Origin of the sequence: Rhizobium sp. WYCCWR10014, from assembly GCF_001657485.1 — a bacterium.
Classification (GTDB): domain Bacteria; phylum Pseudomonadota; class Alphaproteobacteria; order Rhizobiales; family Rhizobiaceae; genus Rhizobium.
In genome coordinates this window covers 218,557-240,211 of sequence record NZ_LXFU01000037.1, presented here as the reverse complement: position 1 = coordinate 240,211, position 21,655 = coordinate 218,557, and the positions used below count along the sequence as shown (strand labels likewise).

At 61.8% G+C, this 21,655-nt stretch carries 19 protein-coding genes; 8 read left to right on the top strand and 11 right to left on the bottom strand.

The genetic code is table 11. The features are described from left to right. Positions 1-166: 166 nt before the first annotated feature. Positions 167-1,567 carry a L,D-transpeptidase gene (locus A6U98_RS17975; RefSeq protein WP_064651829.1) on the bottom strand — a complete coding sequence of 467 codons (1,401 nt, stop codon included), beginning with the start codon at positions 1,565-1,567 and terminating at the stop codon, positions 167-169. A gap of 360 nt (positions 1,568-1,927) precedes the next feature. Here A6U98_RS17975 and A6U98_RS17970 point away from each other — a divergent pair, with 360 nt between their 5' ends. The 3 genes from A6U98_RS17970 (at position 1,928) to A6U98_RS17960 (ending at position 3,594) form a co-directional block, all read left to right on the top strand. Next, a complete protein-coding gene (locus tag A6U98_RS17970; RefSeq protein ID WP_064651828.1) occupies positions 1,928-2,767 on the top strand; it encodes an aldose 1-epimerase family protein in 840 nt (279 codons plus the stop codon). Positions 2,768-2,838: 71 nt separating this feature from the next. Continuing rightward, entirely contained in the window at positions 2,839-3,177 is a 339-nt protein-coding gene (locus A6U98_RS17965; protein WP_064651827.1) for a TIGR01244 family sulfur transferase, read from the top strand. Between the two features lie 72 nt (positions 3,178-3,249). After that, complete coding sequence (locus tag A6U98_RS17960) at positions 3,250-3,594, top strand: RidA family protein (protein ID WP_003541466.1); 345 nt, start codon at positions 3,250-3,252, stop codon at positions 3,592-3,594. 39 nt (positions 3,595-3,633) lie between these two features. On the opposite strand, the gene A6U98_RS17955 is transcribed toward A6U98_RS17960, so the two are convergent. The 4 genes from A6U98_RS17955 to A6U98_RS17940 all read right to left on the bottom strand — a co-directional run bounded on the left by A6U98_RS17955 (position 3,634) and on the right by A6U98_RS17940 (position 8,505). Beyond that, a complete protein-coding gene (locus A6U98_RS17955; RefSeq protein WP_064651826.1) occupies positions 3,634-5,292 on the bottom strand; it encodes a thiamine pyrophosphate-binding protein in 1,659 nt (552 codons plus the stop codon). 13 nt (positions 5,293-5,305) lie between these two features. Further along, positions 5,306-6,508, bottom strand: a complete 1,203-nt coding sequence (locus A6U98_RS17950) for a CaiB/BaiF CoA-transferase family protein (RefSeq protein WP_064651825.1) — start codon at positions 6,506-6,508, stop codon at positions 5,306-5,308. Positions 6,509-6,585: 77 nt separating this feature from the next. Then, a complete protein-coding gene (locus A6U98_RS17945; protein WP_064651824.1) occupies positions 6,586-7,542 on the bottom strand; it encodes a DMT family transporter in 957 nt (318 codons plus the stop codon). Positions 7,543-7,575: 33 nt separating this feature from the next. After that, on the bottom strand, positions 7,576-8,505 hold the full coding sequence (locus A6U98_RS17940; protein ID WP_064651823.1) for an alpha/beta hydrolase: 930 nt from the start codon (positions 8,503-8,505) through the stop codon (positions 7,576-7,578). A gap of 157 nt (positions 8,506-8,662) precedes the next feature. Here A6U98_RS17940 and A6U98_RS17935 point away from each other — a divergent pair, with 157 nt between their 5' ends. The 4 genes from A6U98_RS17935 to metF all read left to right on the top strand — a co-directional run bounded on the left by A6U98_RS17935 (position 8,663) and on the right by metF (position 13,243). Continuing rightward, positions 8,663-9,403 (top strand): ribonuclease, encoded by a 741-nt coding sequence (locus A6U98_RS17935; RefSeq protein ID WP_064651822.1) that lies wholly within the window; start codon positions 8,663-8,665, stop codon positions 9,401-9,403. A 98-nt stretch (positions 9,404-9,501) separates the two neighbouring features. Continuing rightward, complete coding sequence (ettA, locus tag A6U98_RS17930; protein WP_064651821.1) at positions 9,502-11,151, top strand: energy-dependent translational throttle protein EttA; 1,650 nt, start codon at positions 9,502-9,504, stop codon at positions 11,149-11,151. Positions 11,152-11,313: 162 nt separating this feature from the next. After that, positions 11,314-12,339 (top strand): metalloregulator ArsR/SmtB family transcription factor, encoded by a 1,026-nt coding sequence (locus tag A6U98_RS17925; RefSeq protein WP_064651820.1) that lies wholly within the window; start codon positions 11,314-11,316, stop codon positions 12,337-12,339. Position 12,340: 1 nt separating this feature from the next. Then, a complete protein-coding gene (gene metF / locus A6U98_RS17920; protein WP_064651819.1) occupies positions 12,341-13,243 on the top strand; it encodes a methylenetetrahydrofolate reductase [NAD(P)H] in 903 nt (300 codons plus the stop codon). A 480-nt stretch (positions 13,244-13,723) separates the two neighbouring features. On the opposite strand, the gene A6U98_RS17915 is transcribed toward metF, so the two are convergent. From A6U98_RS17915 to A6U98_RS17895, 5 genes are all read right to left on the bottom strand, one after another. Next, entirely contained in the window at positions 13,724-14,629 is a 906-nt protein-coding gene (locus A6U98_RS17915) for a DMT family transporter (RefSeq protein ID WP_064651818.1), read from the bottom strand. Between the two features lie 236 nt (positions 14,630-14,865). Further along, a complete protein-coding gene (locus tag A6U98_RS17910; protein WP_064652263.1) occupies positions 14,866-16,083 on the bottom strand; it encodes a lytic murein transglycosylase in 1,218 nt (405 codons plus the stop codon). An 81-nt stretch (positions 16,084-16,164) separates the two neighbouring features. Then, on the bottom strand, positions 16,165-16,962 hold the full coding sequence (locus tag A6U98_RS17905) for a GH25 family lysozyme (RefSeq protein WP_064651817.1): 798 nt from the start codon (positions 16,960-16,962) through the stop codon (positions 16,165-16,167). A 128-nt stretch (positions 16,963-17,090) separates the two neighbouring features. Continuing rightward, positions 17,091-17,762 carry a class I SAM-dependent methyltransferase gene (locus tag A6U98_RS17900; RefSeq protein ID WP_064651816.1) on the bottom strand — a complete coding sequence of 224 codons (672 nt, stop codon included), beginning with the start codon at positions 17,760-17,762 and terminating at the stop codon, positions 17,091-17,093. Continuing rightward, the gene (locus A6U98_RS17895; RefSeq protein WP_064651815.1) at positions 17,759-19,003 is read right to left on the bottom strand and encodes a DUF3419 family protein; all 1,245 of its coding nucleotides are present in this window, start codon (positions 19,001-19,003) and stop codon (positions 17,759-17,761) included. Before A6U98_RS17895 ends, A6U98_RS17900 begins: the two co-directional genes overlap by 4 nt. 217 nt (positions 19,004-19,220) lie before the next feature. Between A6U98_RS17895 and A6U98_RS17890 the strand changes: the two genes are divergently transcribed. Next, entirely contained in the window at positions 19,221-20,648 is a 1,428-nt protein-coding gene (locus A6U98_RS17890; protein WP_064651814.1) for a serine hydrolase, read from the top strand. A 37-nt stretch (positions 20,649-20,685) separates the two neighbouring features. On the opposite strand, the gene A6U98_RS17885 is transcribed toward A6U98_RS17890, so the two are convergent. Further along, positions 20,686-21,615: a lytic transglycosylase domain-containing protein gene (locus A6U98_RS17885; protein WP_064651813.1), complete on the bottom strand. Its 930-nt coding sequence runs from the start codon at positions 21,613-21,615 to the stop codon at positions 20,686-20,688. Between the last annotated feature and the right edge of the window lie 40 nt (positions 21,616-21,655).

Below are 21,655 nucleotides of genomic sequence, written 5' to 3'. Positions count from 1 at the left end.
ACTTTGGTATGGGAGAGCAATTTTGAACTGCCGTCGCGGCCCGCGCTAGATTGTTGTGTCAAGGTGCGGGGCAGCACCGATCCCGCCGCGTGTTGGTCGATCCAGTCGCGTGCCATTATTGTCCGTTCGTTTTGCGGTCATTCCGCCTGAAGATGCTATGGTATGTTCAGTCGACGAATTCGACCGTCACTCCCGGCTTGACCATCTTGGCAAGCTCTGTCGCATCCCAGTTGGTCAGGCGGATGCAGCCGTGGCTCTGGGTGCGGCCGATCTTCGAGGGCTCGGGCGTGCCGTGAATACCGTAGGTCGGCTTGGAAAGCGCCATCCAGACGGTACCGACGGGGCCGTTCGGGCCGGGCGGGATGTTGAGGATCTTGTCGTTGGCGCCCTGCTGGAAATTGATCTTCGGATTGTAGGTGTAGCCGGGGTTGAGGGCGACACGCTCGACATTGACCAAGCCCGACGGAGAGGGGGTGTCGGAGGAGCCGATCGATGCCGGATAGGCGGCGAGGAGATTGCCGGCGCCGTCATAGGCGAAGACCTGCTTGCGGCCCTTGTCGGCGATGATGCGGGCGACTTCACCGCTTTTCGGCTCACCCGGATTGACGACCTTGATGACGGTGCCGGGAACGCTGAAATCGGCGCCGGGATTCATCTCCTTGAGAAAGGCCTCATCCATGTGGAAGCGTTCGGCCAGCATTTCGGTGGTCGAGGTATAGGCGAGCGACGGCAACAGGGCCTTGTGCGAATAATCCTCCGGGATCTCAGCAACGAAGGGGCCAGCGGCATCGGCCGGCGTGATCGTGTAACTGACGACGGGCAGGCCGCCGTTCATGCGCAGCTCTTCCAGAATGGCATCGGTGTCGTTCGGATCGAGCTTCGACCCGGTCATCTGGTCATAGGCATAGATCCCCTTGGTGACGTTCGAGCCCATATGGCCGTCGATGACCCCCGGAGAGATGCCGGCGCGATCGAGGAAGACCTGCAACGCGACGATCTCGGGCTTCGACTTGTTCTTCAGCGTAATGACGGGCTCATCGGGCGCGGCCTTCGGTTGGTCGGCGGGCGGAATCTGCTGGTCGGGGTCGATCGAGGCATAGTCGTCGCTGGGCTGCGGATTGCCGATGCTGTTATCCTCGGCATAGGGCTGGTCGCCGAGCGGCCGGCGCTCGATCGCGGCATCGCGCGGTATGCCGCCGGTGACGGCGCCGCGCTCGGAATAACGTGTATCGCCATCGGGATTGTTGTCGGAATAATAGGGGTCGTTGCCATACTGGTCGTTATAGACCTCGCGGGGGCCGGGCCGCGGCGGATAGTAGCCGCGGGCGCGCATCTCGGTGGCGACGACGTTGCCATAGTCGTCGATCAACACGCGATTGCCGCTACGGTCGCGGGCGTAAATGTAGCCAGCTGGAACATAGTCGAGGATTTCGCCGCTCGGCGTCACAAGCACGATATCGCTCTGGCGGCGATCGCGGAACTGCTGCGCGCCTGCCTCCGGCGCTGTAGCCGTAAGAGCAGCCAGGACGGCCGCGAGGCAAAATGCCGACTTCAAAAAGCGATTCACGTATCATACCTCGAACAGTGACTGGCAGACACACACCTGCGAATTTTGACGCTAGTGTGGAATTTATGAAAGCGTGCTGAACAAAATATGAAAATCACTAAGATTTCCTTTTGCTCATAAACGTTTGCGTCCTTGTGTGAGTTCCGCAAAATCCACGGTTGCCGCAAAAACGCAAGATGCGGGCGACGCCGATTGACGAATGGCGGCCCGAAACCTAACGCTAGCGCATCCTTCTTTGCGAAAATCGATTCCGATTTTCGGAAAGCATGATGCGTTAATTCAAAGTGTTAGAGCGTCCTTTGTGTGTCCGAAAGGACGCTCGGCGCTCTAAGGGGCCGACAATTCCCCAAGGAGACCGTGATGATCGAATTTGCCGCCGCAAGCGGGCCGCGCCTGATGCTGGACGAAACATCGGTGCTGGATATCGGCGGGTGCATCGTCGAAGGCGTCGACATCGCGCCGAAACGCGCCATTCCCGATGACGGCGATCCGCGAATCGATCACTCGCTCGAGGGCTTCCTGTTCACCTGCGGGCCGGATCATATCCGCCACCGCCAACCGATCCCCGGCCGCGACGACGGCAAGGTCTATCCGCTCCACGGATCGGCCTCCGGCCATGCGGCAAAGGTGCTGTGGACGAAGTTCGAGAACGGCAATGCGGAATGCCGCGCCGATATCGACATTACCACCGTCGAGGGACTGCCGCAGCGCATCGAGCGGCTGTGGCGGATCGATGGGGCGACCGGCGAGGTGCGGCTTGAGGACCGGGTCGTCAATACAAGCGATCGGATGGTGCCGACCTTCCTCATGTACCACATGAACACCGGCGGCAAATGGTTGGACGACGGCACGCGGCTCGAAGGCCGGATGTTGGAAAATGGTGGTTTGCCCTGGACGTTCGGTGAGGAGCCGGGCGGCATCTTCTGCGTCGCGGCGCCGGCGACGGAGGAGGGGTTCGCGGAGATCCGCCTCGGACCGATCGCCGCGATTGGCGGCAGGACACTGCGGGTGCGTTTCCGCGCCGACACACTGCCCCATCTACAGGTCTGGCGGAACCAGAAGGCGCCGGCCCACATCATCGGCATCGAGCCGGTTTCGCATCGCTGGATATCGCGCGACGAGCTTGAGGCAGCTGGTGAGTTCAACATGCTGGCGCCCGGCGAGAGCCGCAGCTATGCGCTGACCTTTGCCTTCCTGTGAGCGAAGTGTTGTTGACGCTGGCAGACCTCCGTCGTAGACCTTCAGCCCACGATTTTTGAGGAGACAAGACGATGGATATTCGCCAGATTGACAATGAATATTCGGTTTCGGGCCAAATCACGCTCGAGGAGCTCGACGAGATAAAGGCGCTGGGGTTCAAATCGATCGTCTGCCACCGCCCCGACCACGAAAGTCCCGACCAGACGTCGTTCTCCGTCATCGAGGCGCGCGCCAAGGAGCTCGGCCTGAATATCGCCCATGTGCCTGTTGGGCCGATGGGCGTGACCGAGGAAGCCGTGCAGGGCATGGTCGACGCACTCGACGAATTCCCGCGGCCGATGCTCGGCTATTGCCGTTCCGGCGCGCGCTCGACGGCGATCTACCAGAAGACCCACCATATTCGCAATTGAGCGCCCGCTCCGGGCGCCATTTCCGGCGTTGAACCTCAGCGCCACCACCTTCCATTCACTCAGGAGACTATGATGAGCATCAAGCGTATCGACGTCGGCTCGCGCATGAGCGGCGCCGTCATTCACGGCAATACAGTCTATCTCGCAGGCCAGGTCGGCGAGGGCGAAAGCGTCACCGATCAATGCAAGTCCTCGCTTGCCGAAGTCGACCGCCTGCTGGCTGCATCAGGCAGCAGCAAGTCGAAGATCCTGCAGACGATCATCTACCTCGCCGACATCGCCGATTTCGCCGAGATGAACGCCGTCTGGGAAGGCTGGATCGATCCGGCCAATCCGCCGGCCCGCGCCACCAGCGAAGCCAAGCTCGCTGCGCCGAAATACAAGGTCGAGTTCATCATCACGGCCGCACTCGACTGAAGTCGCAGCGTCCCTATCCTTCAAGGCCGGTGAGTTTTCTCACCGGCTTTTTGTTTGCGCGATTTCCGAGAGCGTGCGCGTCGGCGTAATCGCTTCGGGATCGAGCTTGATTTCAATGATTGAGGGTTTGCCGCTGGCGCGTGCCCGCTCGAAGGCCGGGGCGAAATCCGCCGTCGTCTCCACCGTCTCGCCGTGGCCGCCATAGGCGCGGGCAAGGGCTGCGAAGTCGGGATTGGTCAGATCGGTGCTGCTGACGCGGCCGGGATACTCCCGCTCCTGATGCATGCGGATCGTGCCGTAGATGCCATTGTTGACGACGACTGCGATGATCGGCAGGCCGTAGCGGATGGCGGTGGCGAATTCCTGTCCGTGCATCAGGAAGCAACCGTCGCCGGCAAAGCAGATAACCTCGCGCTCGGGAAAGAGCCGCTTGGCGGCCACCGCCGCCGGCAGGCCGTAACCCATCGAGCCGGAGGTGGGGGCGGCCTGGGTGTTGAAGCGGCGGAAACGATGGAAGCGATGCACCCAGGTGGCATAGTTGCCCGCACCATTGGTGAAGATCGTCTCCGGCCCGGTATTGGCCTCCAGCCATTCCATGATCGGCCCCATATGGACGGCGCCCGGACCTGTCGATGGCGGCGTCGACCAGGCGAGATAGGCCTGGTGCAGGCGTGCGGTGCGCTCGGTCCAGTGCGGTTCGCCCGGCGCTTCCAGGTCGGCGAGCGCGGCGACGAAATCGGCAGGTGCGGCGCAGATGGCAAGATCCGGGCGATAGACGCGGCCGAGCTCGGAAGGGTCGGGATAGATGTGCACCAGCGATTGCTGGGGGTAGGGGATATCGATCAGCGTATAGGACGAGGACGGCATTTCCGACATGCGACTGCCGAGCAAGATCAGCAGGTCGCTCTCCTTGATCTCTTTTGCCAATGCCGGATTGATGCCGATGCCGACATCGCCGGCATAAGAGGGATGGAGATGATCAAACAGCATCTGCCGGCGGAAGGAGCATCCGACGGGGAGCTGGAAACGCTCGGCGAAGCTCTGAAAATCGGCGACGGCGTCGTCATCCCAGCGTGTGCCGCCAAGGATTACCATTGGCCGCTCGGCCTTCAGCAAGCGGAGATAGAAATCGTCGATCTGGCGGCGGCCAGGATGGGCCTCGACGTTGGCATAGTGCCTGGCGCGGGGTGCCTCGACCTCATCGCGCAGCATGTCCTCCGGCAGCGTCAGCACGACAGGGCCAGGCCGGCCGGAGGTTGCGACCGCAAAGGCGCGGGTGACGAACTCGGGAATACGGGCAGCATCGTCGATCTCGCCCACCCATTTGGCGAATTCGGTGAAGGCGCGGCGGAACTCGACCTCCTGGAAAGCCTCGCGCTCACGCGCTTCCCGCTGTACCTGGCCGATGAACAGGATCATCGGGATCGAGTCCTGCTTGGCGATATGCAGGCCGGCGGAGGCGTTGGTGGCCCCGGGGCCACGGGTCACCATGCAGATGCCGGGTTCGCCGGTCAGCCTGCCCCAGCAATCCGCCATCATCGCCGCTCCGCCCTCCTGGCGGCAGACGAGGACGTCGATATCGCTGTCGCGCAATGCGTCGAGCACGGCGAGGAAGCTCTCGCCGGGCACACAGGAGAGACGCTTGACGCCGTTCGCCTTCAGCGCCTCGACGATCAGTTCCCCGCCCGTCTTCTTCATGACGATGCCTTCTTCATGACGATGCCTTCCTCTCACACTCGGCGAGTTCCGCCAGAATTTCTGCCTGGTGTTCGCCGAGACGGGGGCTCGGCCTGATATAATGCAGCGGCGTCTCCGACAGCACCACGGGCGTTCTGACCCCCGGGATCACCGTTCCGGCGGCATCCGCAAGGTCGATGCGCAGGCCGCGGGCCTGTATCTGCGGATGGGCGAACATTTCCTCGATCGTGTTGATGGCGCCTGATGGAACTGCGTTCTCTTCACAGGCCTTCAGCAGATCCGCTTTCTGCCATTTCAACGTTTCGGTGGAGACGAGGCGCCGCACTTCGCCGCGATTGCCGACGCGGGCCTTGTTGGTGGCGAAACGCTCGTCGCCGGCGATGGTCTCCAGGCCGAGGATGGCGCAGAGGCGGCGGAACTGGCCGTCGTTTCCAACCGCGAGAATGAGATAACCATCCGCCGTCGGCACGACCTCATAGGGCGAGATATTGGGATGGGCATTGCCGAGGCGGGTCGGCGCCTCGCCGGAGACCAGGTAATTCATGTTCTGATTGGCGAGCACGGCCGATTGCACATCGAGCAGGGCCATGTCGACCAACTGGCCTTCGCCGGTCTTCAGGGCATGGATCAGAGCGGCTTCGATCGCCGAGACGGCATAGATGCCGGTGAAGATATCGGCGATGGCGACGCCTGCCTTCATCGGTTGGCCGCCCGGCTCCCCGGTAATCGACATGAAGCCGGACATGCCTTGGACGATGTAATCGTAACCGGCGAGGCTGGCATAAGGGCCGTTTTGGCCGAAGCCGGTGATCGAGCAATAGACGAGCTTCGGATTGACCTTGCGCAGGCTGTCATAATCGAGCCCGTATTTGACGAGGCCGCCGAGCTTGAAATTCTCGATCACCACATCGGCGGTGGACACGAGGCGGCGGACGAGATCCTGGCCTTCGGCGCTCTTCAGATCGGCGGTGACGGAGCGCTTGCCGCGATTGGCGGCGTGGTAATAGGCGGCCGAGAGATTTTCGCCGTCGGTGCCCTCGACGAAGGGTGGCCCCCATTGACGCGTATCGTCGCCGCCGTCGGGATTTTCGACCTTGATGACGTCGGCACCGAGATCGGCGAGCATCTGTCCCGCCCAAGGGCCGGCGAGCACGCGGGCAAGCTCGATCACCCGGATGCCGGCCAGCGGCGGTTTTTTCGTCACGGTCTCCGTCATGTTCCTCCGGCAGGTTCAGAGCATGATGCCGAAAAGTGTGAGCGGTTTTCGGATGACATTATGCTCGCATTCTAGTTTTAAGGCGCCAGCGTCACCTCAGATGTATCGGATACAGGCTTTGAAGCAAAGCGGCGCTCGCGCCAGAGGATGTAGACGCCTGATGCCACGATGATGGCAATGCCGAGCCATTTGACCGCATCCGGAAAGTCGCCGAAGACCAGCCAGGCGAAGATTGTCGCCGAGACGATCTCGAAATATTGCAGCGGCGCCAGCGTCGAGGCCGGTGCTGCGCGATAGGCGTAGACGCCGAGGATGCCGGTGATTGCGGCCATGGCGCCGACGCCGGCGACATAGAACCAGGCGCGGCCTTCCGGCATGACCGGATCGAAGAGGTCGGAGCCGGTTCCCTGACCCAGTAGAAGCAGGAGGGCACAGAAGAGCAAGCCCCAGATGCTCATCTGGAACTGCATCGACCAGGGGTCTTCCCTGTGCGAGAGGGCGCGAGTCATCAGCACGAAGATGGCGATGCAAAGAGCGCTGACGACAGGTAGAAGCGCGATGTAGCCGACCTCTTCGAAACTCGGCTGGATGATCAGCATCGCCCCGAAGAAGCCGACGCAGCAGGCGGTGTAGCGCCGCCAGCCGATCGTCTCCTTGAGGAAGATGCCACCGAGGATCGTCACCATGATCGGCTCGACGAAGAAGATCGCGATCGCGTCGGCGACCGCCATATATTTCAGTGTCGTGACGAAGGAGATCATCGAGACGGTGATGATCGCACCGCGGATGGCATGGAACAGGCTCTGTCGCCAGGAGAAGCTGGCGAAGCTGCGCCGCCATACGACGATCGGCAGCATGCAGAGCGCCTGTACGAAGAAGCGACCGGCGGTGATCTCCCCGGATGGAACGGTCGTGATCGCAAGCTTGGCGAAGATATCGATGAGCGGCGAGACCAGCACCGAGAGAACCATCAGCACAAGCCCCATCGTCACATCGGAGGCGGACGAAGCCGGGCGGGTGGAGGTGCTGTTCATGATGAAATCCCTGTCACTCAGGATATTGCTCGCTCAGGATCTTGCGACGGCCCTGTCGCACCACTCGGCGAAGGCTGCGATCGCCGCATCCGCGCCGGTCTCATTCAGCGTTTCGTGTCGCATGTCCTGATATATCTGAGTGCTGATACGGGAGAAGCCCCGACCTTTCAAATGGTTTGACAGCCAGAGCACGGCTTTTCCCCGCTCCGTCGCCGGGTCCTCTCCACCGCCGACCAGATGGATCGGCATATCCCGCGGCAGCCGATCAAGATGAATTTTCTGCGGCGCGCGGAAGGTCAGCTCGAAGAGATCGAGCCAGAGAGAGACTGAGGCGTCGAAGCCGCAGAGTGGATCGGCGACATACTTGTCGACTTCATCAGGACGATGCGACAGCCAATCGAACTCGGTGCGGCGGCCGGGAATGGATTTGCCCCAGGTGCCGAAGGTGAGCTTCGGCAACAGGCCGCTCGGCACGTCGGAGCCCTTCAGCATGCGCTCGGCAAGCAGGATCGCCTGGGCGGCGCGGCCGGCAAGGCCGACGGCGAAATTCGAATTCCAGACGGCGACGGCATCGAAGTCGGCCGGAGCCGTGACGGCTGCATTGAGGGCGATGAGGCCGCCCATCGAATGGCCGAAGAGGATCACCGGCAGGCCGGGATGGCGAGAGGCCGCATGGCCGCGCATGGCGATGACGTCGCCGATCACCCTTTCGACCCCACCGCGCCGGGCAAAGCGGCCGATCGGCGCATCGGGTGCCGTCGTCTCGCCGTGGCCTCGATGATCATGGGCATAGACATGATAACCGCGTGCCGCCATCGTCTCGGCAAAGACGCGGTATCGTTTCGAATGTTCGGCCAAGCCATGGGATATCAACAGGATGCCGCGTGGAAGGGTGATGGCCTCAGCGTGGTGATAGGCCAGCGACGCCCCCGGCACGGCGAGCCTTTGCGTTTCAGAAAACATGTGGGTCCTCCCGGCGGCAACAGACCAGATCGCCGGGTAATTGCAACATGGGCATTTGATTATCTGATAACAATTTGCGGTCTTGTTGCGATTCAGGGTTGCGGCCTTTTGATTTTGATGCTTATTTGTTCCTGTATTGTTCTTTTTGGGGGTTGAAATGAGCAGCATGCAGTTGCGTACCTTGACGTTTGCCGTGTCGATGGTTGTTGCCGGCGCCGGCGTGGCGCAGGAGGCCGGCGGGCGCACCCGCTTCATTCTGGCGGCAAGCTGGCAGCCGGCTTTTTGCCAGACAAACCAGAAGAAGGCTGAATGCGCGAGCCAGACCGGCGAGCGCCCTGACGCGACGAACTTTTCGTTGCACGGACTTTGGCCGATGCGGCAGGATTATTGCGGCGTGAGCGCCGAGCAGAAGGCCGCCGACAAGGATGGCGACTGGAACAAGCTGCCGGAGGTCACGCTGGCGGCCGAGACGAAGACGGCGCTTGCCAAGGCGATGCCCGGCACGCAATCCGGCCTGGAACGGCATGAATGGGTGAAGCATGGCACCTGCACGAAGATGAGCGCCGACGACTATTTCGGCGTCGGTATGCATCTCGTCGGCGCACTCAACGCGTCGGCCGTGCGCGATCTTTTCGCTGCCAATATCGGCAAGCCGGTCAAGGCCGAAGCGATCAAGGCGGCTTTCGACAAGAGCTTCGGGCCGGGTGCCGGCGACCGCGTCAAGATGAGCTGCCGGCGGGCCGGCAATGTCAGGATGATCAGCGAGCTGACGATCGGGCTTTCGGAAGCCGCCGGGACGGCATCGGCGAAAAGTGCCGGCCTCGCCGATCTGATCCAGGGTGCTGGAAAAACGTCGTTCGGTTGTGACGAGGGCGTCGTCGATGCTGCGGGCTTTTGACCGGAAATCCTGAGTAAACCGGGTTTCGACGTTGCCCGCAGGCGCTGTTTCGCCTACATAGCGGCACAATCGAAGTTTCCCGCCCGGAGCAGCGCAGCATGGCACGTCAGTTCATCTATCATATGTCCGGCCTCAACAAGGCCTATGGCAACAAGAAGATCCTGGAGAATATCCACCTTTCGTTCTACCCGGATGCCAAGATCGGTATTCTTGGTCCGAACGGTGCGGGTAAATCCACCGTGCTGCGCATCATCGCAGGCCAGGACAAGGAGTATACCGGCGAGGCCTGGCTCGCCGAAGGTGCGACGGTCGGCTATCTGGAGCAGGAGCCGCATCTCGATCCCAACAAGACGGTGTTCGAGAACGTCATGGAAGGCGTTGCCTCGAAGACGGCTGTCCTCGATCGCTACAATGAATTGATGATGAACTATTCCGACGAGACGGCGGAAGAGGGCGCCAAGCTTCAGGACGTCATCGACAGCCAGAACCTGTGGGATCTGGAAAGCCAGGTCGAGATGGCGATGGAAGCCTTGCGCTGCCCGCCGCGCGACGCCGACGTCACCAGTCTTTCCGGCGGTGAGCGCCGCCGTGTCGCGCTCTGCCGCCTGCTGCTTTCGCAGCCGGATCTGCTGCTGCTCGACGAACCGACCAACCACCTGGACGCCGAAACCATCGCCTGGCTCGAAAAACATCTACGCGACTATCCGGGCGCCGTGATGATGATTACCCACGATCGCTACTTCCTGGACAACGTCACCGGATGGATCCTCGAACTCGACCGCGGCCGTGGCATTCCCTACGAAGGCAACTATTCGGCCTACCTGCAAGCGAAAGCCAAGCGCATGCTGCAGGAAAGCCGCGAAGACGCATCGCGCCAGAAGGCGATCAGCCGTGAACAGGAATGGATCGCGTCCAGCCCGAAGGCCCGTCAGGCCAAATCCAAGGCGCGCATCAAGTCCTACGAGCAACTGGTGGATGCCGCCGAGAAGCAGCGTCCCGGCGACGCGCAGATCATCATCCCGGTCAGCGAGCGCCTCGGCCAGGTGGTCATCGAGATGGACGGCATCACCAAGGGCTTCGAGGGCCGCACGCTGATCAACGACCTGTCGATCAAGCTGCCGCCGGGCGGCATCGTCGGCATCATCGGCCCGAACGGCGCCGGTAAGACGACGCTATTCAGGATGATCACCGGCCAGGAAACGCCGGATGGCGGTTCGATCCGCGTCGGCGAGACCGTGCATCTCGGTTATGTCGACCAGAGCCGTGACACCCTTGCGGCCGACAAGACGGTCTGGGAGGAAATCTCCGGTGGCGCCGAAATCATCAAGCTCGGCAAGTTCGACATGAACTCCCGTGCCTATTGCGGCGCCTTCAACTTCAAGGGCGGCGATCAGCAGCAGAAGGTCGGCAATCTCTCTGGTGGTCAGCGCAACCGCGTTCACCTTGCCAAGATGCTGAAGGCCGGCGGCAACGTTCTGCTGCTCGACGAACCGACCAACGACCTCGATACGGAAACGCTGGGCGCCTTGGAAAACGCGCTGGAGAACTTCGCTGGCTGCGCCATCATCATCAGCCATGATCGCATGTTCCTCGACCGTCTGGCGACGCATATCCTCGCTTTCGAAGGCGACGGCCATGTCGAATGGTTCGAAGGCAACTTCGAGGATTATGAACAGGACAAGGTTCGCCGTCTCGGCCCCGACGCCCTCAACCCGGGCAGCCAGGCTCACAAGCGCCTGACACGCTGATTTCACTCATTTTTACTTGCGGAAGCCCCGGTTCGGCCGGGGCTTTTTCATGTCTGGCTCTGTCGCAATTTGAGCAGGCAATTTCGTGGAGAGAGCGAATTCTCGCTTGCCACCGCTTTTCAAATCACATAAAGATATCTTTATATCTTGATTGGATCGAAGATGAGCGAACCCTTGAAGCTTGGACTGGATGCGCTGGTGGACGTCTTGAAGGCGGCTGGCGAGCCCACGCGCCTGCGTCTTCTGGCCCTTCTTGACGGCGGCGATCTGACGGTGACCGATCTTACCGAAATTCTCGGCCAATCCCAGCCCCGCATCTCGCGCCACCTGAAGCTGCTTGGCGAGGCCGAACTGATCGAACGCTACCAGGAGGGCGCCTGGGCCTATTTCCGCCTCAAGCAGGACGGTAAGGCAGCCATGCTGGTGCGGGCGTTGCTGAAGCATGTTTCCGAGAACGATCCGACCATCCTTCGTGACGGCGAGCGGCTCTCGCAGGTCAAGCGCCAGCGCGCCGAGCGGGCACAGGCCTATTTCAGCCGCAACGCGGCCGAGTGGGACGAGCTTCGCCGCCTGCATGCGGCCGATGAGGAGGTCGACGCCGCCGTCATCCGGCTGCTCGGCAGCCAACCGATCGACTCGCTGCTCGATCTCGGTACCGGCACCGGCCGCATCCTCGAACTCCTGTCCGGGCTCTACCGACGGGCGACCGGCGTTGATGCCAGCCGCGACATGCTGAGCGTGGCACGCGCCAATCTCGACAAGTCCCGCATCACCAAGGCCACCGTGCGCCACGCCGATATCCTGAACCTGCCTTTCGAGGGACAGGATTTCGATCTGGTGACGATCCATCAGGTGCTGCATTTCTTCGATCAGCCGGAGGTTGCGATCGCGGAAGCGGCGCGCATGCTCCGGCCGGGCGGCCGGCTCGTGGTCATCGACCTTGCGCCGCACACGCTCGAATATCTCCGCGACGAGCATGCGCATGTCCGTCTCGGTTTTTCGCACCAGGCGATGTCCGACTGGTTGCGCAAGACCGGGCTCGACGTCGAGCAGGTCGTCGATCTTCATCCGGGTCAGCAAAGCGGGCAGGGGTTGACGGTCACCGTCTGGCTCGCGCGTGATCCGAGGCGCCTCATGGCTTCGCAGACGAGCGAAGGCGCCGAACCTACATTTGCCGGGAGGGTATGACATGGTTTTGAAAAGCGATGCGCGCGGCCGCAACATCAGGGTCTCCTTCGAATTCTTCCCGCCGAAATCGGAGGAGATGGAAGGGCAGCTCTGGCATACAGTCAGCGAACTGCAGGACTGGGACCCGGACTTCGTCTCGGTGACTTATGGCGCCGGCGGCACCACTAGAGCGCCGACGCTGACCACGGTCACGCGGTTCCTGTCGCAGACGCCGCTTGCCACCGCCTCGCATCTCACCTGCGTCGGCGCGACGAAGGAAGAGACGCATCAGGTGGTCGACACGTTCCGCGAAGCTGGCGTGACGCATTTCGTGGCGCTGCGCGGCGATGCGCCCGGTGGTGCCGGCGCGCCCTACCAGCCGCATCCCGGGGGATATGCCAATGCGGCAGAGCTGGTGGCTGGCCTGAAGGAAATCGGCGATTTCGAGATTTCGGTCTCCGCCTATCCGGAAAAACACCCGGAAAGCCGCGATACGGCCGCCGATATCGACATGCTGAAGCGCAAGGCCCACAATGGCGCCGACCGGGCACTGACGCAGTTCTTCTTCGACAACGACAATTTCGAGCGCTACCTGGAACGGGTGCGCGGTGCCGGTATCTCGATCCCTGTGGTGCCCGGCATCATGCCGATCCAGAACCTGACGCAGCTGAAGCGTTTCGCCGGGGCTTGCGGCACTGTTATCCCCGCCTTCCTCGACGAGCGCTTTGCGGGCTTCGACGACAAGCCCGAGGAGCGGGCGAAGGTCGCCGCCGAAGTCGCTGCCGAACAGATCGAAGATCTCGTCAGGCGCGGCATCCACGACTTCCATCTCTATACGATGAACCGCGCGCCGCTGGTTTCCGCCGTGCTCGACAATCTCGGCCTCTCCCGCCAGCAAACAAAAAGTGCGGGCGCAGCCGCCTGATCTTTGCGCGTCTGAAAGACGCGCGGCGCTGTAAAAGTGAAAAGCGCATGTCGGGCGGGACATGCGCTTTTTCGTTGGCGGATTGATCAGCTATTCAGGAGTGTAGGCACTATCAGTCATTACACTTTCGTCGGCCAGCTCAGATGAAGAGCATGGACAAGACGAAAGCAAACGCTGCACTGACCAACAGAACATTCAAGGATTGCGTGAGTCCCATGTCTGTCTCCTCGCGTTAACCGGCCAATAATATGTCTGAAATATGTCGGTTGGGAAGCAGATCTTATGCTGCGCTGCAGAAGGGTTCAGTGGATAAGTCGAATAGGGTTTCGACAAGCGTTTGAAATTATTTATTAATTTCCAACAAATTTTTGTTCACAGATTTTAACATGCCGTTAAATCGGGCGATTGCGCATTTACCTATGCGCCCAAAACATGGCGGGATCGCAACCGGTTGAAAACATGTGGAATTCGCAACCGGTTTCAGGCGGTCTTGGCCAGCAGGCGATAGGCGCGGCCGTCGAGAATGACGAGGCCGAAACCGATTAGCGCCATGCCGGCAAACTCGCTCACTGCGAGCCTTTCCCCGAGGAAGAGTACGCCGAGAACGATGGCGCTCGGCGGTACCAGCAGGGTGACGAGCGAGGCATTGGTGGCGCCGGCCGCCGCCATGATCCGGAAATAGAGGATGTAGCCGAAGGCGGTCGACAGCAGCGCCAGTGCCAGGATGGCGAGTAGGGCATCGAGCGGCGGTGCGGCAAGCGCCCAGGGACGATCGGCCAGCAGCGACAGCGGCAGCGCAATCAGCGAAGAGGCGGTCAATTGTCCGGCTGCGGTGACAGGGGCGGGAACATTCTTGAAGCGCTTTCCATAAGTGGCGGCGAAACCATAGGAGATCGCGGCAAGCACGGGAAGAAGCAGCGCCCAGAGTGGGGCTTCGCCACCGGCCGACATCCCGGGGCCGATCAGCACGATCGTTCCGGCCAGTCCGACAAGGCAGCCGGCGATCTTTGCCGGCGACAGTTTTTCGTCTGAGGTGAAGTAGTTGGCGATGAGCACGGTCCAGATCGGTGTCGTCGCATTCAGGATCGCCGCAAGACCGGCGCCGATGCGGGTCTGGCCGAAGAAGATCAGCGCATGCGGCAGGGCATTATTGATGAGCCCGAGGATCAGGAATTCGCGCCAGCGGGCCTTGAAGATCGCATAGAAATCGAAACGGCCGGCGATATAGACATGCAACGCCAACGCTGCGAGCAGCAGTCTGAGGAAGACGAGGGTCAGCGGCGGCACGTGCTGGACGGCGATGCGGGCAAAGAAGAAGGAGCCGCCCCAGATCAGGCCGAGCAGGACCAGCAAGCCCCAGGTCCAGGCATTCATCCTGCTGTCCACGTCGATTCCTCCACCGCAAGCTGTTTGTTTGCCGAAAGCCGTCAACGGTTTTCGGCTTGATGCTTTAGCGCAGGCGGCGAACGGCGCCACCCGTTTCTTGCGAAGCGGGCGGCAGCAGGGTGTCAGCTAAAGCGCGTCGCGATCTTTCGGATTCGCTCGTCGCGCTTTAGCTGCTTGTTTTTACGCATGCCGTCGTCGCAAAACCGCAGCACACTTTTGCGCGACATGCTTTAGGATCAGAGGGCGTTGAGAAGGGCAGGCGTCGCCCAGCCGTCGGCCGGCATGCCGAGGCGCTGCTGTTCCTTCTGGATCGCGACACGCGTGCCGGAGCCGAGGATGCCATCGATCTCGCCGACATCATGGCCGAGCGACTGCAGTTTGGTTTGCAGCGCCTTCATCTGGTCGCTGGCAAGCCCCTGTTCCGGCACGCCCTTGAGATAGGGTTCGGCTCCCGAAAGGCGCGTCCCGAAATAGGCGGCCGAGGTCGTGTAGATGAACGACTTGTTCCATTCGAGATAGATCTTGAAATTGGGATAGGCGATGAAAGCCGGCCCCATGCGGCCCTGCGGCAGCACGAGGTCGCCTTCGAGATCGCCGAAAGCTGTATTGCCGTCGCGCGGCTTGACGCCGAGTGCGAACCATTCGGCGGCCTTCATCGTGCCGCCAAGGCCGGATTTCTCAAAGGGCAGGTTGTCGGGCACGGTCACTTCCTGCAGCCAGGGCTGGCCGCGCTCGAAGCCGAGGTGCTGGATGAATTTCGCCGCCGTCAGGATCGCGTCCGGGCTGCTCTGTTTCAGGCGGATGTGGCCGTCGCCGTCACCATCCATGCCATAGGCGATGATGTCGCGCGGCAACATCTGCACCTGGCCGATCTCGCCGGCCCAGGCGCCGGTATTGGTGGCGGGGTCGAGGTCGCCATGCTGGACCATCTCGATAAGGGCGATGAGCTGAGGACGGAAGAGTTCCGGGCGGCGGCAATCATGCGACAGTGTCACCAGGGCGTTGCGGGTGTTGAAATCGCCCTGGACGGCGCCGAAATCGGTTTCCATCGCCCAGAAGGCGGTGATGACGCCCGGGGGGACGCCGAATTCCTGCTCGGCGCGGGCAAAGACGTCGGCATATTGCTTCATCTTCTGCCGGCCGATGTCGAGGCGGGCCTGGCTGACGGTGCGCTGGGAGAATTCGAGGAAGGTCTGCTTGAAGACGCCTTGGGCGCGATCCCGGCTCAGGACCTTGGGGTCGATATCGGCACCGGCGAAGGCCTCGTCGGCGGCTGCCGCACTGGCGCCGGCTGCGACAGCATCTTTCTTCACGCCTTCGAGGAAGGCTGCCAGATCGCCGCCGCAGGGCGCTGCCGGGGCTGCGCCCGGCGCCTGCTGGGCGGCTGCGCCGCCTGCGAGGGCGAGGGCAAACAGAAGGGCGAGTGCAGAGCGGCTTGCGAGCGAGCGGTGCATGGATGAGGTCCTTATATCAAACAGATTGCCGTCGCTTTCACAGACGAATGTGACGGAAGCAAGAAACATCGCAAGACGTTACTAAGAATTTCTATCCTTGGAAACGGCCGCGACCCAATTGTTCCAGTTCTTTGCGCTGCCGGCAAAGACGTTGATATCGGTCGGCCCACTGATGCCGGGAATAACGCCGGTCGAGGTGTATTGCCAGAAGGCCCAGCGGCGGTCGGAATAGGTCACCTCGGGGTGTTTTGCCACCGAACGGACCCAGAAATGATAATCCTGGAAGTAGCCGGCGAGATTTTCGCGGTGGAAATCGACCGAGGTATAGATGATCGGGCGCTTGCCGTAATAGGCCTCCAGCCGGTCCATGAAACGCTGCATTTCGGCGCGCACGGTTTCAGCGTCGGGACGGTAGCGGCAGGTCTTCGATTCGGCGTTCCACTCGACGTCGAGCACCGGTGGCAGGCGCATGGCCTCCTTCGGCACGTTGCGGATGAACCAGTCGGCCTGCTGATCGGCGGAGGAGCAGAAATAGTAGAAATGATAGGGAGCGTGCGGGATGCCGGCGGCGCGGGCTTCACGCCAGTATTCGTCGAAGCGCGGATCGACCCTGTCCTTGCCTTCGGTTGCCTTGATGAAGGCGAAGGCGACACCAGAATTCTTCACCGTGCGCCAATCGATATCGCCCTGCCATTTGGAGATATCGATGCCGTGGATCTGGTTCTGCTGCGGATGCTTTGGGCCGAAATCCTGCGGATCGGTATCCTTGAAGCGCGTCTTCGGCTTGATCGACGCCGTTTCGAGATAGTCATAACCGGAGGAGCTGCAGCCGGCCAAAAGGACGGCCAAGGGCAAAACGCAAAACAAAAGCCGGCGCATGGGCGTCCCGTCGTAGCTCGAATGATCTTTTTGCCCCACAACCTGACCTTCGAAAAAGACGAGTCAGCAGAGGATAACCCTCTTTTCATCATATCAACGTAAAAAATCGGTTAGTTTCAAGCGAATTATCAGCGCTTGCTGATAATGGCTGCCCGCCAGGCATAACCGCCGCCGATGGTATCGAACAACAATGTCGCGTTGTTCTCATGGGCTTGCGCTTCCAGGACCTCGCGCAGATCGGCGCGCGGGGTGACGTGGAATTTCGCAAGCCAGGACTGCAGCATGCGCCGGAACCAGACCGGCAAGCCTTCCTGCTGGCCGAAATCGACGATGTGCAGCTGGCCGCCGGGATTGAGGGCGGCGATCGATGCATCGACGGCGCGCTCCCAGTCCGGGATCATCGACAAGGCATAGGAAATCAAGATGCGGTCGAAGCCGCTGACGCCCAATTCGCGCGGTGTGAACGCCGTGGCGTCGGCGACGCGAAATTCCGGGATCGTCGCTTTGGTGGCGAAGGTCTTGCGCGCCGAAATCAGCATTTCCTGGGAAATGTCGAGGCCGAACAGCTTGGCGGTCGGGAAATGCCTATGGGCGAAAGCCATGTTGCGCCCCGTGCCGCAGCCGACTTCAAGCAGCGTGCCGCCTTCGGGCACGTCGAGTTTGCGGATCGTGCTGTCGCGGCCGAGAAGATAATATTTGCGGGTCAGGTCGTAGATATGGCGCTGGTAGCGGTACATGCCATCCATGAGGCTGGCATGTTCATCGCTCTGTCCTGCCGTCTCAGTGCCGACCTTGCTCACGCCTTCTTCCCGTAAATGTGGAAGCCGCCGTAGATTGCCGAGCGATCAAGCCCAGTCAGTTCACGCGACTTCTCTTCGAAGTAATCCCATTGGTCGCGGATCGCCGGAGCCAAGCGGCCTTCAATGATGCTTTTTTCGGCGGCGGTGCGGAAGATCACGCGGGCGCCTTCGCGCGCCGTGCGGGTGATTTCCGTCCAGACGTCGTTCAACTGCTCGTCCGTCATCCAGTCCTGTGCGTCGAGTAGGATGTAGCGGTCGCGTGAGGCGGCCGGCTCGCGGGCCAGAAGCTCGGTGAAGCTTGCGTGGTGAACGTTGACGCGGTCGACATTGGCGCGGATCACCTGATAGTGCTCAGACTTCAGATAGGTCGGCAGCGGGCCTTCCGCTTCGGTGCCGTAACGGCGGCCGAAGGCCTGCCAGGCGAAATAGTTGTCGCTCATCGGGAAATGACAAGCGAGCTTTTCCAAGCGGTGCTTCAGCACCGGCGCGATCGAATGATCGGCGGCAAGGCTTGCGAGTTCATCATATTGCTGCGGCGGAATGCCAAGGCCGAAGAGCGAGCTCTTGCGGCCGGTGATCCAGCGCACGACCGGCTTTTCGAAGAGCGGCGCGATCTGCTCGTCGAAGAACTGGCGCTGCTCGCGGACCGAGCGGGTCTTGGTCATCTCGCGCAGCTTGACGCCATGCAGGCGGGCAAGAAGGTGGGCGGCGCCGATGAAGCGGCCGAGCAGGCCCGTTTCGTAAATGTTGCGGTCGAAGACTGTGACGCGGCGACGGCCGAACTTACGGCCGTTCCAGTAGCTGCGGGTCGCTTCATCGAGACGGGCGGCGAGATGCTGGTCGTAGGCGCGGCTGTTCGACTTCTCGTTCGGCATTGCCAGGAAGCGGACGAGATCGGCATGGCCGGGAAGGTGCTTGAAGGCGGCAAGCTTCAGGCGGTTCAGCGCGATGTGGTGCGGGTTGAGATCGACGACGTCGATCGAGGCCGGCGCTTTGGAGAGATAGGCAAGCATGTTGCAGCCGCCGGAGCCGATGGTGACGATGCGATGGTTTGGCTTCAGCTCCATCGCCTGCATGTCGAGATCCGGATCCTCCCAGATCTGCGGATAGACGAGGCCGGAGAAGAGAAGGCCGAAGAGACGCTCGGAAAAGCCATCCTTCGAAAAAGCCTTATGGCGAAGAAGGGCGTCCTTGAGTTTCCGGTTCTTGCGGAAGCCGGCATCCGGTGCAAATTCTGACATGAGTCTGTCACCTTTTTAGCGTTCAGGGCGTGTAGCGCGCCACTGCTACAGTTTGATGACGCGGGCTGTGGGCGAGCCGTTCCTGGGGCTTCGACCTCCTCGGGAAAGCGACCGGGATGGCTCTCCTGGGAAAGTGATCGGGAGGATCGCTCTTCTTCGCTTCGCCCCCTTTCCGGCGCGTGCGATTCCTGCTTTTCTCCCGTCATGGAGGAATGCCATGCGATTTGTCCTGCGTATTTTGAAGGCGCTTGCTCTCCTTCTCGTCCTCGTCGTCATCGGCGCCGGCGGCTGGCTCTTCGCCCAGCCGCCCGAATTGCTGCGGGTCGGCGACGGCTATGCTGCAAAGATCGTCTGTTCCAACGTCTTCATTGCCGGCCGCGAGGCCGAGGATGTGCTCCATGACGATGTCCAGGCGCCTGGAAATCCGCTGCTGCGGCTGGTGCGCGTCAGCGTCGACCGCGACAATGACCGTGTGACGGCGCGCTTCATGGGGTTGTTTGCGCCGAGTTATGCGCTCTATCGCGGTGCTTTCGGCTGTACGAGCGTGCCGGATGGCAATTTCGAGGCGGCCGCGAAGGCTGCACCCTTCGACCCGCCGGCCAAGATGCAGGCGAATGACGCCTTGTGGCCGGAGGGCGAGGGGACCGGCAATCCGGCGGACGGGAAGATCGCCGCGCTGCTGGCCGATGCCAGGTTTGCCGGCCCGGCAATGCGGGCGATCGTGGTGGTGCGCAATGGCCGCATCGTCACCGAGGCCTATGGCCCCGGCTTCTCGGCGAAGACGCCGCTGATCGGCTGGTCGATGACGAAGACAGTGAATGCGACGATCCTCGGTCGGCTGATGCTCGGCGGCAAGATCTCCTTCGACGACGATAACCTGCTGGCGCAGTGGAAGAACGATGCGCGTGCCAAGATCAAGGTTGCCGATCTGCTCGGCATGGAGAGCGGCCTTGCCTTCAACGAGAACTATGGCGACGTCGCCGATGTGACACGCATGCTCTATCTCGATCCCGACATGGTATCGCTGCCGGCCAATGCGCCGATGGAGGCGGCACCCGGCCAGCGCTTCCGCTATTCGAGCGGCACGGCCATGCTGCTCTCGCGCATCTGGATGGACAGGGTTGGCAATCCGCAGGCGGCCTTTTCCTATCCGCACGATGCGTTGTTTGCCCCGCTCGGCATGACCAGCGCCGTGTTCGAACTCGATGCGCGCGGCACGTTCGCCGGAAGCTCCTATCTTTATGCGACGGCGCATGACTGGGCGCGCTTCGGGCAGTTCCTGCTGCAGGATGGCGTGTGGAACGGCCAGCGTCTGTTGCCGGAGGGTTTCGTCGGCGCCATGCGCACCCCGACGGCGGCTTCGAGCGGGCGGTATTCGCAGGGCCAGGCCTGGCTGGCGCCCGGCCGCGGTTCGAACGCTGGGACCGGGCTGCCTGAGGATACGTTCTGGCTGACGGGGCACGACGGGCAGAGCGTGGCGATCGTGCCATCCGCCAATCTGGTGGTGGTCAGGCTTGGCCTGACACCGAGCTGGCTCGACTACCAGCCGCAGACGCTGCTGAAGGCGATCCTGGCGGCCCTGCCGACATCGGGGGCGACGCAACAGCAGGCCGGATCGCCGCAACAGGCGCAGCCGCAGCCATAGGCTGGTGCTGCGATCGCCGTTTCAACAATGCCTGGTGTCAGTAGTTACCCTGGGCGATGTCGGTCATGCCCTTGCGCTTGGCGTCGTAATAATAACCGCGCGCGTAAAGGCGAACGGCGTCGTCTTCCTTGCTGTCGGAGACGAGCCAGGCGCCGCGCAGATATTTCGCGGCATATTTGATGTTGGTCTCGGCATCGAAGAGGCCGCCCGGGGCACCGTCATAGCCCATGGACTTGGCAGTGTTGTACTTGATCTGCATCAGGCCGAAATAGCCGCGCTTGTTGTAGGCCTTCGCATTATAGCGGCTCTCGCGATGGACGACGCGATGGAGCAGGGTCTCGGGAATTTCGTAGATTTTCGAATATTTCTGGATGAGCTTGGTGACAAAGCTCTTCTCGACGGTCGGCGCATCGTCTTTGTCGTCGTCGCTGAACATCGGGGGTGCGGTCGGCGGATCGATCGGCCCGGATTCGTCGAAACCGTAATCCATGCTGGCACGCGGCGTGGTGTCGACGGCGGCAAGTGCTGCAAGCGCGCTGTTTTGCGGTGTTGCGGCAAAGGCAAGCTGCGTCGTTGGCTGTGCCGGCGTTCCCGGACGCGGCGTCGGCACCACGGACTGGATCGCCGTCATCTCGGGCGTCAGCGGAATCTGCGCATAGGCTGCCGGCTGCATGGTAAGATCGCTAGGCTGAGAAGCTGTCACGGCTGGCATCGCCGTTGCGGTCAGGGAGGGAGATGCCGCGGGAATGGTGGCGCCTGCAACCGCCTGACCGGCTGCGCCTTCGGCTGTCGGGATCGCGGCGAGTGTTGCATCTTCGCCGGGTTTCGGCATCGGCACGATGGTCTGGGCGGCTGTCAGTTCGGCCTGGGACGTGTATTCGACGCTCGTACATCCCGTCATCACGCCGCAGAGTATCGTCGAGACGACAAGACTGCGTTTCAGGCCGGATAATCCGATCGCTACCATTCCGCCACTTTCGTGAAATCGCGCCGCCCCGGCAGCGTAT